Annotated in this window: 13 protein-coding genes; 3 read left to right on the top strand and 10 right to left on the bottom strand. The window is 71.8% G+C overall.

Going from position 1 to position 13,870, the window contains the following annotated elements:
- Positions 1-591 precede the first annotated feature (591 nt).
- The gene (trpS, locus tag ABZ937_RS21705; RefSeq protein WP_361694207.1) at positions 592-1,617 is read left to right on the top strand and encodes a tryptophan--tRNA ligase; all 1,026 of its coding nucleotides are present in this window, start codon (positions 592-594) and stop codon (positions 1,615-1,617) included.
- A gap of 28 nt (positions 1,618-1,645) precedes the next feature.
- Here the strand turns inward: trpS and proC are convergent, their stop codons facing one another.
- The 6 genes from proC to ABZ937_RS21735 form a co-directional block, all read right to left on the bottom strand.
- Entirely contained in the window at positions 1,646-2,458 is an 813-nt protein-coding gene (gene proC / locus ABZ937_RS21710) for a pyrroline-5-carboxylate reductase (RefSeq protein WP_361694209.1), read from the bottom strand.
- 96 nt (positions 2,459-2,554) lie between these two features.
- Positions 2,555-3,346 (bottom strand): ABC transporter permease, encoded by a 792-nt coding sequence (locus tag ABZ937_RS21715; protein WP_361694211.1) that lies wholly within the window; start codon positions 3,344-3,346, stop codon positions 2,555-2,557.
- Positions 3,343-4,161: an ABC transporter ATP-binding protein gene (locus ABZ937_RS21720; RefSeq protein WP_361694213.1), complete on the bottom strand. Its 819-nt coding sequence runs from the start codon at positions 4,159-4,161 to the stop codon at positions 3,343-3,345. Before ABZ937_RS21720 ends, ABZ937_RS21715 begins: the two co-directional genes overlap by 4 nt.
- Positions 4,162-4,223: 62 nt before the next feature.
- Complete coding sequence (locus tag ABZ937_RS21725; protein ID WP_361694215.1) at positions 4,224-5,021, bottom strand: class I SAM-dependent methyltransferase; 798 nt, start codon at positions 5,019-5,021, stop codon at positions 4,224-4,226.
- Positions 5,022-5,165: 144 nt separating this feature from the next.
- Positions 5,166-5,690 carry an EamA/RhaT family transporter gene (locus tag ABZ937_RS21730; protein ID WP_361694217.1) on the bottom strand — a complete coding sequence of 175 codons (525 nt, stop codon included), beginning with the start codon at positions 5,688-5,690 and terminating at the stop codon, positions 5,166-5,168.
- Positions 5,691-5,758: 68 nt separating this feature from the next.
- A complete protein-coding gene (locus ABZ937_RS21735) occupies positions 5,759-6,085 on the bottom strand; it encodes an SH3 domain-containing protein (protein WP_361694219.1) in 327 nt (108 codons plus the stop codon).
- Positions 6,086-6,214: 129 nt separating this feature from the next.
- On the opposite strand from ABZ937_RS21735, the gene ABZ937_RS21740 reads away from it, so the two are divergent.
- Positions 6,215-8,365, top strand: a complete 2,151-nt coding sequence (locus ABZ937_RS21740; RefSeq protein WP_361694221.1) for a serine/threonine-protein kinase — start codon at positions 6,215-6,217, stop codon at positions 8,363-8,365.
- 58 nt (positions 8,366-8,423) lie between these two features.
- Here the strand turns inward: ABZ937_RS21740 and ilvD are convergent, their stop codons facing one another.
- The 4 genes from ilvD to ABZ937_RS21760 form a co-directional block, all read right to left on the bottom strand.
- On the bottom strand, positions 8,424-10,277 hold the full coding sequence (gene ilvD, locus ABZ937_RS21745; protein WP_361694223.1) for a dihydroxy-acid dehydratase: 1,854 nt from the start codon (positions 10,275-10,277) through the stop codon (positions 8,424-8,426).
- A gap of 95 nt (positions 10,278-10,372) precedes the next feature.
- Entirely contained in the window at positions 10,373-11,014 is a 642-nt protein-coding gene (locus ABZ937_RS21750) for a TetR family transcriptional regulator (protein ID WP_361694225.1), read from the bottom strand.
- Between the two features lie 43 nt (positions 11,015-11,057).
- Positions 11,058-11,873, bottom strand: a complete 816-nt coding sequence (locus tag ABZ937_RS21755) for a sugar phosphate isomerase/epimerase (RefSeq protein WP_361694227.1) — start codon at positions 11,871-11,873, stop codon at positions 11,058-11,060.
- Between the two features lie 152 nt (positions 11,874-12,025).
- Entirely contained in the window at positions 12,026-12,958 is a 933-nt protein-coding gene (locus tag ABZ937_RS21760; protein ID WP_361694229.1) for a Ppx/GppA phosphatase family protein, read from the bottom strand.
- 71 nt (positions 12,959-13,029) lie between these two features.
- Here ABZ937_RS21760 and ABZ937_RS21765 point away from each other — a divergent pair, with 71 nt between their 5' ends.
- The gene (locus tag ABZ937_RS21765) at positions 13,030-13,860 is read left to right on the top strand and encodes a hypothetical protein (protein ID WP_361694231.1); all 831 of its coding nucleotides are present in this window, start codon (positions 13,030-13,032) and stop codon (positions 13,858-13,860) included.
- Positions 13,861-13,870: the final 10 nt, after the last annotated feature.

A 13,870-nucleotide genomic window follows, 5' to 3' on the forward strand; every position in this document is an offset into this window, starting at 1 on the left:
TGCGTTTCCGACTCTATCAGATCTTTTCTCGATCCGATTTCCTCGGTGCTTTCCAGGTTCCCGCTCTCGCGTTTCCCTTTCCGGCGGTTCCGACTCTATCAGATCCTTTCGGCGTCTGACTCCCAGTCAGGGGGGTTTGTCTTCCGGGCCGCTGGGCCGTTCCGACGAGTGAGACTTTAGCGGATTCCTGACTCCCGAGCTAATCGGGGGCCGCGTCCTTTCGAACGTGGATTCCTCATTCCGTAAATACACACGCCAAAGCAGTCGACAGCAGAGTGCCGATTGAGTGGCGGGGACTTGCGGAATGGCTGTCCGGGGACCGACCGGAGTCGGCGCTCACGTCGGACAACTCGGAGAACACTACGGATCGGCACGGGGTGTGTCAACTTGCGCCCCGGCGCCACTCGGGAGGCGTACGGTGGAGGGCATGACGACGCGTACGTGTACCCAGTTCTGGTGGGCCGCCTGACGGCGGCCGTACTCACGTATGCACTCAACGGCCGCCGCTTCGGCGGCCGTTCTCGTATCTCCCTCCGGGACTGAGGGGGCCGGCCGCAGGGGCGGCGGTCCCGACCAGAAGGTGGAGTGGAGATGACTCGGGTCTTCAGCGGGATTCAGCCGACCGGGCACCTGACCCTGGGCAACTACCTGGGGGCCATGCGGCGCTGGGCCGAGGCGGACCAGTACCGGGCGGACTCGCTGTTCTGTGTGGTGGATCTGCACGCGCTGACCGTGGAGCACGATCCGGCGCGGGTGCTCAGGCTCAGCCGGCAGACGGCGACGCTGTTGCTGGCGGCGGGGCTCGACCCCGAGGTGTGCACCGTGTTCCTGCAGAGCCATGTGGACGAGCACACCCGGCTGTCGTACCTGCTGGAGTGCGTGGCGACCGACGGGGAGATGCGGCGGATGATCCAGTACAAGGAGAAGGCCGCGAAGGAGCGGGAGCGCGGTGGGAGCGTGCGTCTGTCGCTGCTGACGTATCCGGTGCTGATGGCGGCGGACATCCTGGCGTACGGCACGGACGAGGTTCCGGTCGGGGAGGACCAGGCGCAGCACGTGGAGCTGACCCGGGATCTGGCGGTGCGGTTCAACCAGCGGTACGGGCACACGTTCGTGGTGCCGAGGGCGACGCTGCCGCCGGTGGGGGCGCGGGTGATGAACCTGCAGGAGCCGACGCGGAAGATGGGGAAGTCGGACGGCTCGGGGGCGGGGGTCGTCTATCTGCTGGACGAGCCGGACGTGGTGCGGAAGAAGGTGCTGCGGGCCGTGACCGACAGCGGGCGGGAGGTCGTCTACGACCGGGCGGAGCGGCCGGGCATCGCGAATCTGCTGGACATTCTCGCAGCGTGCACAGACGGGAACCCTGAGTCACTGGCGGACGTTTACGACTCGTACGGCTCTTTGAAGAAGGACACCGCGGAGGCGGTGGTGGAGGTGCTGCGGCCCCTGCAGGCCAGGCACCGGGAGCTGTGTGCTGATCCGGCCTATGTGGAGGGGGTGCTGCGGGATGGAGCGGAGAAGGCGCGGGCGTTGGCTCGGCCGACGGTCGATACGGCCTATAGCGCGATCGGGCTGCTGCCGCCCGTGGCGGAGCCTTCGCTGAGCGCCGCGAAGTAGTCGGCGGCGCTCAGCGGGAGCGGTCGGGTCAGTCCTTCTTGCCGGAGGCGAGTTCGCGGCTGCGGTCGCGGGCGGCTTCGAGGGCGGCGATGAGGGCGGCTCGTACGCCGTGGTTCTCCAGTTCGCGGATGGCGTTGATCGTGGTGCCGGCCGGGGAGGTGACGTTCTCCCGGAGTTTGACCGGGTGTTCGCCGCTGTCGCGGAGCATCACGGCCGCGCCGATCGCGGACTGGACGATGAGGTCGTGGGCCTTGTCGCGGGGCAGACCGAGCAGGATGCCGGCGTCGGTCATGGCTTCGACCAGGTAGAAGAAGTACGCCGGGCCGGAGCCGGAGAGCGCGGTGCAGGCGTCCTGCTGGCTCTCGGGGACGCGGAGGGTCTTGCCGACGCCGCCGAAGATCTCCTCGGCGTGCGCGAGGTGCTCCTCGGTGGCGTGGCTGCCGGCGGAGATGACCGACATGGCCTCGTCGACCAGGGCGGGGGTGTTGGTCATGACACGGACGACGGGGGTGCCCGCGGTGAGGCGCTCCTCGAAGAAGGAGGTGGGGATACCGGCGGCTCCGCTGATGACCAGGCGGTCGGCGGGGACGTGCGGGGCGAGTTCGTCCAGGAGGGTGCCCATGTCCTGCGGCTTGACCGTGAGGATCAGGGTGTCGGCGGTCTTGGCGGCCTCGGTGTTGCTGACCGGGGTGACTCCGTAGCGGGCGCGGAGTTCTTCGGCGCGTTCGGGGCGGCGGGCGGTGACCAGGAGGTCGGCGGGGGCCCAGCCGGCCCGGATCATTCCGCTGAGCAGGGCTTCGCCGATCTTGCCGGTGCCGAGGACTGCGACTTTCTGGCTCATGCGGCTCAGTTTCGCACCGGGGTGTGGTGTGCGGGTGGGTTGTCCGTCAGGCGGGATGTCGGCCTGTGCGGGGGCGGGGTGCGGGGTGCGGGCGGTTCATGCGGTGCGGCGTCGTAGCGTCGCTGCGCCCAGTGCCAGCACCAGTACCGCGCAGCCGGCCACGATCAGGATGTCGCGGACGAAGGTCGCGGTCATGTCGGTGTGATGGAGGACCTCGTTCATGCCGTCGACGGCGTACGACATCGGCAGGACGTCGGAGATGGCCTCCAGGACGGGGTGCATGTCGGAGCGGGGTGTGAACAGACCGCAGAGGAGGAGCTGGGGAAAGATCACCGCGGGCATGAACTGGACCGCCTGGAATTCCGAGGCCGCGAAGGCCGAGACGAAGAGGCCGAGGGCCGTGCCGAGGAGGGCGTCGAGGAGGGCGACGAGGAGGAGCAGCCAGGGGGAGCCGGTGACGTCCAGGCCGAGGAGCCAGACCGCGAGTCCGGTGGCGAGGGCGGACTGGACGACGGCGAGGGCGCCGAAGGCGAGGGCGTAGCCGGCGATGACGTCGGCCTTGCCGAGGGGCATCGCGAGGAGGCGTTCGAGGGTGCCGGAGGTGCGTTCGCGCAGGGTGGCGATGGAGGTGACCAGGAACATCGTGATCAGCGGGAAGATGCCGAGCAGCGAGGCGCCGATGTTGTCGAAGGTGCGCGGGCTGGCGTCGAAGACGTAGCGCAGCAGGATCAGCATCAGGCACGGGATGAGGATCATCAGCGCGATGGTGCGCGGGTCGTGGCGGAGCTGGCGCAGGACCCGGGCGGCGGTGGCGGCGGTGCGGGCGGCGTTGAGCGCGCCGGCGGGTGCGGCCGGGGCGGTGGGCGCGGTGTGGGTGGTCGTGCTCATCGGGTCGTCTCCTTGGTGCGGTCCGCGGCGGCGGCTTCGTCGACGAGGCGGAGGAAGGCGGCCTCGACGGTGTCGGCGCCGGTGCGGGTGCGCAGGGCGTCCGGGGTGCCGTCGGCGAGGATCTCGCCTTCGCGCATGAGGAGGAGGCGGTGGCAGCGCTCGGCCTCGTCCATGACGTGGGAGGAGACGAGGAGGGTGGTGCCGCGGGTGGCGGCGAGGTCGTGGAAGAGGTTCCACAGGTCGCGGCGGAGGACGGGGTCGAGGCCGACGGTCGGTTCGTCCAGGACGAGGAGTTCGGGAGCGCCGAGGAGGGCGACGGCCAGGGAGACGCGGCCCCGCTGTCCGCCGGAGAGGTTGCCGGCGAGGGCGTCGGCGTGGCTGGTGAGGTCGACGTCGGCGATGGCCTGGGTGACGTGCTGGTGGCGGCGCTCGGCGGCGGCTCTGCCGGGGTCGAGGATCGCGGCGAAGTAGGCGAGGTTCTGGCGGACCGTGAGGTCGTCGTAGACGGAGGGGGCTTGGGTGACGTAGCCGATGCGGCTGCGCAGGGTGGGGTGGCCGGCGTGGTGGCCGAGGACGTTCAGGGTGCCGGTGACCTTGGCCTGGGTGCCGACGATCGAGCGCATGAGGGTGGATTTGCCGCAGCCGGAGGGGCCGAGGAGGCCGGTGATCCGGCCGCGGGGAACGGTGAAGCGGAGGTGGTGCAGGACCGTGCGGGGGCCGCGGACGACGGTGAGGTCGTCCGCGTGGACCGCGGGGGCGATGTGGGGGTCGGGGGTGAGGGGCTGGGGTGGCGGGTCCGGCGAGTAATTCATCATGTGATGAATAATCGGGCTGGAGGGGGCGGGCGTCAAGGGGACGAAAGGGGTGATGCGCTGGGTCAGGGCTTGCGGGCGACGAGCAGGAGGACGTCGTAGGTCTCCTCGACCATGCCGCCCGGGAAGACCTTCAGCACATGGCCGCGCTCTTCTTCCAGGAACGCGTTCCTGCGCTCGGCGGGAGTGACCAGGAAGCCCGAGTGGCTGCCGATGTTGGCGAGATGGACGTCGATCGGGATGCGGCGGCTCCAGCGGATCTCGCGGCGGGTGAAGCGGAGACGGCCGCTGGGGTCGGCGAGGTCGGTGCGGTCCGCGGCCCTGCGCTTCTCGGCGGCGGTGCCGAGGCCGAGGAAGCGGTGGATGCGGTCGGCGGCTTCGGCGATCCACTCGACGTCGAGCGCGTCGGTGTTCCACCACAGGGCCAGTGCGCCGCCCGGACGCAGCACGCGCAGCGCCTCCGGCACCGAGCGGGCCGGGTCGGTCCAGTGCCAGGCCTGCGCGTAGGTGAGGAGGTCGGCGTGGGCGTCGGCGACGGGGAGGGCGTTGCCGTTGCCCCGGACGAGCGGGATGTGCGGCAGGGCTCGGCGGAACTCGGCGGCCATGCCGGCACCGGGTTCGACGGCGAGGACGTCGGCGCCGCGGGCGTGCAGGAGGGCGGTGGCGAGGCCGGTGCCGGCGCCGACGTCCACGGTCCTGGCGCCGGGCAGGGAGCGGCCGGCCAGTTCCTCGACGGCGTCGAAGAGGGCGGGCGGGCAGGAGGGGCGGTTCGCGGCGTACTGGGCGGCGGCGGAGTTGAAGGACGCGGCCCGGGCGGCGTGCACGGCGGGCGGGTCGGCGGGCGAGGGCTCGGTGGCTGCCATGGGGCCATGTCTACGGCACCGCGACGGCGGCCCGTGCGGTTCCGGTTGTCCGGCGGGCTTCGGTTCGGGGCCCTGGCCGGGGGTCGTGGCCGGGTGTCGTGGCCGGCCGGGTTCGCGCCCGGCCTCGTACCCGCTGTCGGCGTTCTACCGGCGGCGCTTCTTCTTCGACGGGTTGCCGGTGCGGCGGTTGGTGCGGCGTTCATGGGCTTCGCGGGCCTGCTCGTACTCCTCGCGGTGGAGCTTCTCGCCCGGGGCCTCGGTGAGGGAGCGGAAGAAGTAGGCGAGGAGGGAGCCGACGAAGCCGATGGCGAGCAGGCCGCGCAGGGAGGCCTGGCGCTGTGGATCGTGGCGCTTGCCGAAGCCGTCCCAGGTGTTGCGGAAGGCGAGCGCGCTGCAGATCGCGAACATGGCGACGACCAGTACGGTCACGAAGGAGCCGGTGTCGGCGATCTGGATGCCCTCGTAGGCGAAGCGCAGGACCAGACAGGAGGCGGCGGCAGCGGCGAGGGAGCCGATGGCGACGCCGGCGCGGCGGGCCGCGTAGCCGTTGTCGTGGTCCACCCAGGACGTGCCGAAGAAGCGCAGGGGCTCGGGGCGGGGGCCGCCGCCCTGGGCCGCGCCGCTGGTGGAGGCCGCCGAGGTGTCCGGGGTGCCGGTTTCGTCGCTCACGGGACGATTATGGCCCCGACCTCGGACGGACCTCCGGGCGGGGGCGGGGCCCGGGTCGGTGGTTCGGGTCAGCCGCAGCGGGCTGCTACGTAGCCGTCGGCGCCCGTGTGGACGTAGGCGTCCGAGACGTATTCGCCGTTGTCGATGAGGTCCCAGATGTTCGTCGTGCCGTAGGTGCCGGAGACCGTGGTGCCGGGGGTCTGGCAGTAGATCGGTACCCGGACGCCCTCGGGCAGGACGCGGACCAGGTTGTACCCGGTGCCCGGGCCGCTGCGGACGTTCAGCCGGACGCCGGGGGCGACGGCGTAGGTGCGGACCGCTGCCGCCGCCTGCGTCGCCACGCCGTCCTGGCCGTCGTCGATGCCCTCGGTCTCCTGTACACGCTCAACAGACATGAAGGTGGTCCTCCCCCGTCGATTCCCTGGAACTGGCACGCAGACGCTAGCAAGCCGCCTCTGTCCCGTACGAGTCATCGACTAGGCTCCGTGCGTCGCGCGCGCGGACGAACAGCACGGGGGTGGTCCATGGCGCCACAGCGCAATACCGGAGCGGGCGCGGAAGCGGAACTTCCTGAGTACGCCGGGCACTATCGGCTGGAGTCCTGTCTGGGGTCCGGTGGCATGGGGGTCGTACACCTCGCCCGGAGCACCTCGGGGATGAAGCTCGCGGTGAAGGTCGTACACGCCGAATTCGCCCGGGATCCCGAGTTCAGGGGCCGTTTCCGGCAGGAGGTGGCCGCCGCGCGCAGGGTCAGCGGGGCCTTCACGGCGCCCGTCGTCGATGCCGATCCGGAGGCCGAACGGCCCTGGATGGCCACCCTGTTCATCCCCGGTCCGACCTTGTCCGAGCAGGTGAAGCGGAAGGGGCCTATGGCGACCGAGCAGCTGCGTCGGCTGATGGCGGGGCTCGCCGAGGCGCTGCGGGACATCCATCGGGTCGGCGTCGTGCACCGGGACCTGAAGCCCAGCAACGTGCTGCTCGCCGAGGACGGCCCGAAGGTCATCGACTTCGGCATCTCCCGGCCCAAGGACAGCGAACTGCGCACCGAGACGGGCAAGTTGATCGGCACGCCGCCGTTCATGGCGCCGGAGCAGTTCCGGCGGCCCCGGGAGGTCGGTCCGGCCGCCGACATCTTCGCGCTCGGCTCGGTGATGGTGCACGCGGCCACCGGGCGCGGACCGTTCGACTCCGACAGCCCGTACGTCGTCGCCTACCAGGTGGTCCATGACGAGCCGGACCTGACCGGCGTACCGGAGAGTCTCGCTCCGCTGGTGCGGCGGTGCCTCGCGAAGGAGCCCGAGGACCGGCCCACCCCGGACGAGCTGATGCGGGAGCTGCGCTCGGTGGCGGCCTCGTACGACACCCAGGCGTTCATACCGGCGCAGCGGAGGAGTGAGGACGGGCCCGCATCGTCGGGCGCCCCCGGCCGTCCCGAGCAGTCGGTCGGGCGGCGGCTCGTGGCGAAGCGTCCGGGGCGCAGGCGTGCGGTGGCGCTGGGGGCGGGCGCGCTCGGGCTGGCGCTGGCGGTCGGTCTCGTCTCGGCCGGGCTGTCCGGGCGGTCCGGGCCGTCCGGGCTGTTCGGCGGAAACGATCATGCGCCCGGGAAGGACGGTGCGCCGACTCTGACGGCGGCTGCCGGCACCTGGACCGCGCGGCCGGCGGTCGGCGGCGAGGGCATGGCGCACTGCGCGTACGGCGACGGGAAGTTGTTCTGCGCGCGGCCCGGCGTCGTCTTCGCGCTGTCCGCGTCCGACGGGGGGCTGCTGTGGCGGCGCTCGGTCGGTACCCGGTCCACGAGCGGGCCGCCGGTCGTGTCCGGCGGCCTGGTGCAGCCGTACACGGACGGCGGTTCACGGCTCACCGGGCTCGACCCGGACTCGGGCAAGGAGGTCTGGCAGCGCCGGCTGCCCGCGGGGACGACGGTCCGGTACGCCGGCGACACGGCCCTGCTCGCGGGTGCCGACGGCACGGTCACCGGCGTGGACGGCGCGACCGGCGCCACGCGGTGGCGGCGGGCGGTCCCCGGGCAGGGGGTGCTGTCGTTCGTGGTGTTCCCGGGGGCGGGGAGCGGGACCGCGTATGCGACGCGTACGTCGGCCGACGGGTCGAGCACCCAGGTGAGCGCCGTGGATCCGGGCACCGGGCGGGTGCGGTGGGACGTACGGCTGCGGGGGTGGCTCAAGCCGTTCGGCGCCCGGGACGACGGGTCGGTGTTCTTCCTGGCCGTCGACAGCGGCTACGGCGCCAGGGAGATCGTCCGCTACACGCCGGGGACGGGCGCGACCCGGCGCGTCGCGCTGCCCGCCGTACTGGACGGCGCGCACGCCACCGTGCGGGGGAACGTCGTCTATGTGCTGGCCACCGGGGGCTCGCTGGACGCCGTGGACGTGGCGTCGGGCAGGCGCCTGTGGCACCTGGAGACGTCGGTGAGCCGCGGCTCGCTGCCCGTCGCGCAGGGTGAGCGGGTGTACTTCACGGCGAGCGACGGCCGGCTGCTCGCCGTCGACGCCCGGAAGGGCCGGCTCATCGGGCAGACGCCGGCACGGCTGGGCGCGAACTCGGCGCAGGTCATGAGCACGCCGCCGGCCCCGGTGCCGGTCGGCGACCGCGTCTACGCCGGCGCGCCCGACGGCACGGTCTTCACCGTGGACGGCCGGAATCCGGCGGCCTGGTGACACGGCGCAGGGGCCGCCTCCGTCACAAGGCGGCCCCTGCCACGACTGCTACGGCCGGTCAGCCCAGGCGGGACACGTCGCGCACCGCGCCCTTGTCGGCGCTCGTCGCCATCGCCGCGTAGGCGCGGAGGGCGGCGGTGACCTTGCGGTCGCGGTTCTTCGGGGCGTACACGCCGTTCAGGGCCTGCTCGCGGCGGGCCAGCTCGGCCTCGTCGACCAGCAGCTCGATGGAGCGGCCCGGGATGTCGATGCGGATGCGGTCGCCGTCCTGGACCAGGGCGATCGTGCCGCCGGAGGCCGCCTCGGGGGAGGCGTGGCCGATGGAGAGGCCCGAGGTGCCGCCGGAGAAACGGCCGTCGGTGATCAGGGCGCAGGTCTTGCCCAGGCCGCGGCCCTTCAGGTACGAGGTCGGGTAGAGCATCTCCTGCATGCCGGGGCCGCCCTTGGGGCCCTCGTAGCGGATGACGACGACGTCGCCGTCCTTGACCTCCTGGGTGAGGATCCGCTGGACGGCCTCCTCCTGGGACTCGCAGACGACCGCCGGGCCCTCGAAGGTCCAGATCGACTCGTCGACGCCGGCCGTCTTGACCACGCAGCCGTCGACGGCGAGGTTGCCGCGGAGGACCGCCAGGCCGCCGTCCTTGGAGTACGCGTGCTCGGCGGAGCGGATGCAGCCGCCCTCGGCGTCCTCGTCCAGGGCCGCCCAGCGCTCGGACTGGGAGAAGGCCTCGGCGGAGCGGACGCAGCCGGGCGCCGCGTGCCACAGCTCCACCGCTTCGGGGGAGGGGGAGCCGCCGCGGACGTCCCAGGTCTTCAGCCAGTCGGCGAGGGACGGGCTGTGGACGGCGTGCACGTCCTCGTTGAGCAGGCCGGCGCGGTGCAGTTCGCCGAGGAGGGCGGGGATGCCGCCGGCGCGGTGCACGTCCTCCATGTAGTACGTGCGGTTCTTGGCGACGTTGGGGGCCACCTTCGCCAGGCAGGGCACGCGGCGCGAGACGGCGTCGATCTGGTCGAGGCCGAACGGGACGCCCGCCTCCTGGGCGGCGGCCAGCAGGTGCAGGATCGTGTTGGTGGAGCCGCCCATCGCGATGTCCAGGGCCATGGCGTTCTCGAAGGCCTGGAAGGTGGCGATGTTGCGGGGCAGGACGGTCTCGTCGTCCTGCTCGTAGTAGCGGCGGGTGAGGTCCATGACCGTGCGGGCCGCGTCGACGTAGAGCTGCTTGCGCGCGGTGTGGGTGGCGAGGACCGAGCCGTTGCCGGGCAGGGACAGGCCGATCGCCTCGGTCAGGCAGTTCATCGAGTTGGCGGTGAACATGCCGGAACAGCTGCCGCAGGTCGGGCAGGCGTTCTCCTCGATCCGGAGGATGTCCTCGTCGGAGATCTTGTCGTTGACGGCGTCGGAGATCGCGTCGACCAGGTCGAGCGTGCGGACCGTGCCGTCGACGAGCGTGGCGCGGCCGGACTCCATGGGGCCGCCGGAGACGAAGACCGTCGGGATGTTCAGGCGCAGGGCCGCCATCAGCATGCCCGGCGTGATCTTGTCGCAGTTGGAGATGCAGACCAGGGCGTCGGCGCAGTGGGCCTCGACCATGTACTCCACCGAGTCCGCGATCAGGTCGCGGGAGGGCAGGGAGTACAGCATGCCGCCGTGGCCCATCGCGATGCCGTCGTCCACGGCGATCGTGTTGAACTCGCGCGGGATGCCGCCCGCCTCCTTGATCGCCTCGCTGACGATCCGGCCGACCGGCTGGAGGTGGGTGTGGCCCGGCACGAACTCCGTGAAAGAGTTCGCCACGGCGATGATCGGCTTCCGGCCGATGTCCGCACCGGGTACACCGGAGGCGCGCATAAGGGCGCGGGCGCCCGCCATGTTGCGGCCGTGGGTGACTGTGCGGGACCTCAGCTCGGGCATCGTCGCTCGCTCCTTCAGATGGATGTGGCTGCTATCGAGCGTACGCCGGTCATCCAGGTGGCGGGACGGAGTGTCCGGATTGCGGGACACTTATTTCACGGAGCCGTCAGGTGGCCCTGTACGACGGGAGCGACGCGGACGATGATCTGCTCCAGGTCCGCCGACGCCAGCGGCTCCACCTTGATCACGTACCGCAGCATGGCGCAGCCCACCAGCTGGGCCGCCGCCAGCTCGGCGCGCAGCTCGGCGTCCGGCAGGTCGAGCTGGGCGGCGATACGGCGCAGCAGCTGGGCGGCGATCAGGCGGCGGAAGACGGCGGCGGCGGTGTCGTTGTTGACCGCCGAGCGCACGATCGCCAGCAGCGGGACACGGGTCGTGGGGTTCTCCCAGACGCCGAAGATGAAGCGGGTCAGCCGCTCCCCCACGGCGTCCGGCGGGCCCTCGGCCACCGCGTCCGGCGCGTGCAGGGCGGGGGCGAAGGCGACCTCGATGGCCGCCTCGAAGACCTGCTCCTTGGTGCCGAAGTAGTGGTGGACCAGCGCGGAATCCACGCCGGCGGCCTTGGCGATGCCGCGGACGGACGTCTTCTCGTACCCGCGCGCGGAGAACTCCTCGCGAGCGGCGGCCAGGATCCGGTCGCGGGTGCCGGCGGACTCGGTGCGCGGGGGGCGGCCACGGCGGCGGGCCGGGGGCTCGGACGCGGTGCCGTTCTTCACCGGGGGCGGGGTTTCGTTCATCACCGGGCCGGGGTCTCGTTCATCGCCGGGGGCGGGGTCCCGGTCATCGGCGGGGCACCCGTACGGCCGCCGCGGCCAGGTGCTTGCGCGTGAACTCCAGGGCTTCGGCGAGGTCGGCCTCGCGCTCGGCGCCGGACATGGCCCGCCGCGTGTTGACCTCGATCACGACATGGCCGTCGAAGCCGGTGCGCACCAGGCGCTCCAGCAGCTGGGCGCAGGGCTGGGTGCCGCGGCCGGGCACCAGGTGCTCGTCCTTGGCCGAGCCCCGGCCGTCGGCGAGGTGGACGTGCCCGAGCCGGTCCCCCATGCGGTCGGCCATGTCCAGGGCGTCGGTACGGGCCGTCGCCGCGTGGCTGAGATCGATCGTGAAGTGCCGGTAGTCGTGGTTGGTGACGTCCCAGTCGGGGGCGTAGGCGAGCATCTCGCGGTCGCGGTAGCGCCACGGGTACATGTTCTCGACGGCGAACCGTACGTCCGTCTCGTTCGCCATCCGCCAGATCCCGTCGACGAAGTCCCGGGCGTACTGCCGCTGCCAGCGGAACGGCGGGTGTACGACGACGGTGGAGGCCCCCAGTTTCTCCGCCGCCGCGCGGGCCCGCTGGAGCTTGACCCACGGGTCGGTGGACCAGACCCGCTGGGTGATCAGCAGGCAGGGGGCGTGGACGGCCAGGACCGGAACGCCGTGGTAGTCCGACAGCCGGCGCAGGGCCTCGATGTCCTGGCTGACCGGGTCGGTCCACACCATGACCTCGACGCCGTCGTAACCGAGGCGGGCGGCGATCTCGAAGGCCGTCGCCGTCGACTCGGGGTAGACGGAGGCGGTCGACAGCGCGATGCGCACGTCTGTTGGTTCAGCCACGTCCTGCACCTTACGGGGTTGGGCAGTGGGGGTGCTGGGTGCCTGTTCGCCGTTGTGAGGTTTGCCATTTGCGCGGCTGCGGGTGCGTCGTGGTTGCTCGCGCCCACGCGGCGGAGTCGCACATCGATACCGCCCCGCGCCCCTTCGGGGAGCTAATCCGAGCCCATGTGGTCGAGGCGCCGCAGGATCACGCCTTCCCTCAGGGCCCAGGGGCAGATCTCCAGGTTCTCCACGCCGAACAGGTCCATCGCGCCCTCGGCCACCAGGGCGCCCGCCAGGAGCTGGCCCGCCCTGCCGTCGGAGACTCCGGGAAGCTCGGACCGCTGCTCGACCGTCATGCCGGCCAGCCGCGGCACCCAGGCCTCCAGGGACTCGCGCTTGAGTTCGCGCTGGACGTAGAGGCCGTCGGCGCTGCGGGCGGCGCCGGCGATGCGGGCGAGCTGTTTGAAGGTCTTGGAGGTGGCGACCACGTGGTCGGGGGCGCCGAAGCGGGTGAATTCGCCGACCGTGCGGGCGATCTCCGCGCGGACATGCCGGCGCAGGGCGCGGACGGCGTCCGGGTCGGGCGGGTCGCCGGGCAGCCAGCCGGCGGTGAGGCGGCCGGCCCCGAGCGGGAGGGAGACGGCCGCGTCCGGCTCCTCGTCTATGCCGTAGGCGATCTCCAGGGAGCCGCCGCCGATGTCCAGGACCAGCAGTTTTCCGGCGGACCAGCCGAACCAGCGGCGCACCGCGAGGAAGGTGAGCCGGGCCTCCTCCGCGCCGGTGAGGACTTGGAGCCGTACGCCGGTCTCGTCGGCCACGCGCTTGAGGACGTCGTCGGCGTTGGTGGCCTCACGGACGGCGGAGGTCGCGAACGGCAGCAGGTCCTCGACGCCCTTGTCCTCGGCGGCCTGGAGCGCGTCCCGTACGACGTCGATCAGCTTCTCGATGCCGTCGTCGCCGATGGCACCGCTGTCGTCGAGGAGTTGGGCGAGCCGAAGTTCGGCCTTGTGCGAATGCGCGGGCAGCGGGCGCGCGCCGGGGTGAGCGTCCACCACCAGCAGATGCACCGTGTTCGAACCCACGTCCAGGACACCGAGTCTCATATACGGAACGCTACTGCCAGATCGTCCGTCCTCAGTCCCCGGTGCGGCCGTCGGCCACTTACCCTGGACGCGTGCCAAAGACGAAAAAGGCGAAGGTCGACAAGGCGGACAAAGGTCGTAAGGCCGCCAAAACCTCCAAGGAGGCGAGGATGAGCGACGAGAAGGGGCTCGACTTCGCCCGCGCCTGGGTGGAGTTTCCCGATCCGGCGGACGACGAGCAGGTCTTCCGCTGCGATCTGACATGGCTGACCTCTCGCTGGAACTGCATCTTCGGCAGTGGCTGCCAGGGCATTCAGGCGGGCCGGGCGGCCGACGGGTGCTGCTCGCTGGGGGCGCACTTCTCGGACGAGGACGACGAGAAGCGGGTCGCCACGCACGTGGCCCGGCTCACGCCGGAGATCTGGCAGCACCACGAGGAGGGCACGCGGAACGGCTGGGTCTCCGAGGACGAGGAGGGTTCCCGGCAGACGCGGCCCTTCCAGGGGTCCTGCATCTTCCAGAACCGGCCCGGGTTCGCGGGCGGCGCCGGCTGCTCGCTGCACATCCTCGCCCTGCGGGAGGGCCGGGAGCCGCTGGAGACCAAGCCGGACGTGTGCTGGCAGCTGCCGGTCCGGCGGACCTACGACTGGATCGACCGGCCGGACGACACGCGCGTGCTCCAGGTGTCCATCGGGGAGTACGACCGCCGGGGCTGGGGTCCGGGCGGGCATGACCTGCACTGGTGGTGCACCTCGGCGACCTCGGCGCACGGGGCCGGTGAGCCGGTGTACGTCTCCTACCGTGCCGAGCTGACGGAGCTGATGGGCAAGGCGGGCTACGACCGTCTGGTCGAGCTGTGCGAACAGCGACTGGCGTCACAACTGCCCCTCCTGGCCCCCCACCCGGCCGACCCGGCCCCGTAACCGACTCCCC

Origin of the sequence: Streptomyces sp. NPDC046727 (assembly GCF_040645635.1) — a bacterium.
Classification (GTDB): domain Bacteria; phylum Actinomycetota; class Actinomycetes; order Streptomycetales; family Streptomycetaceae; genus Streptomyces.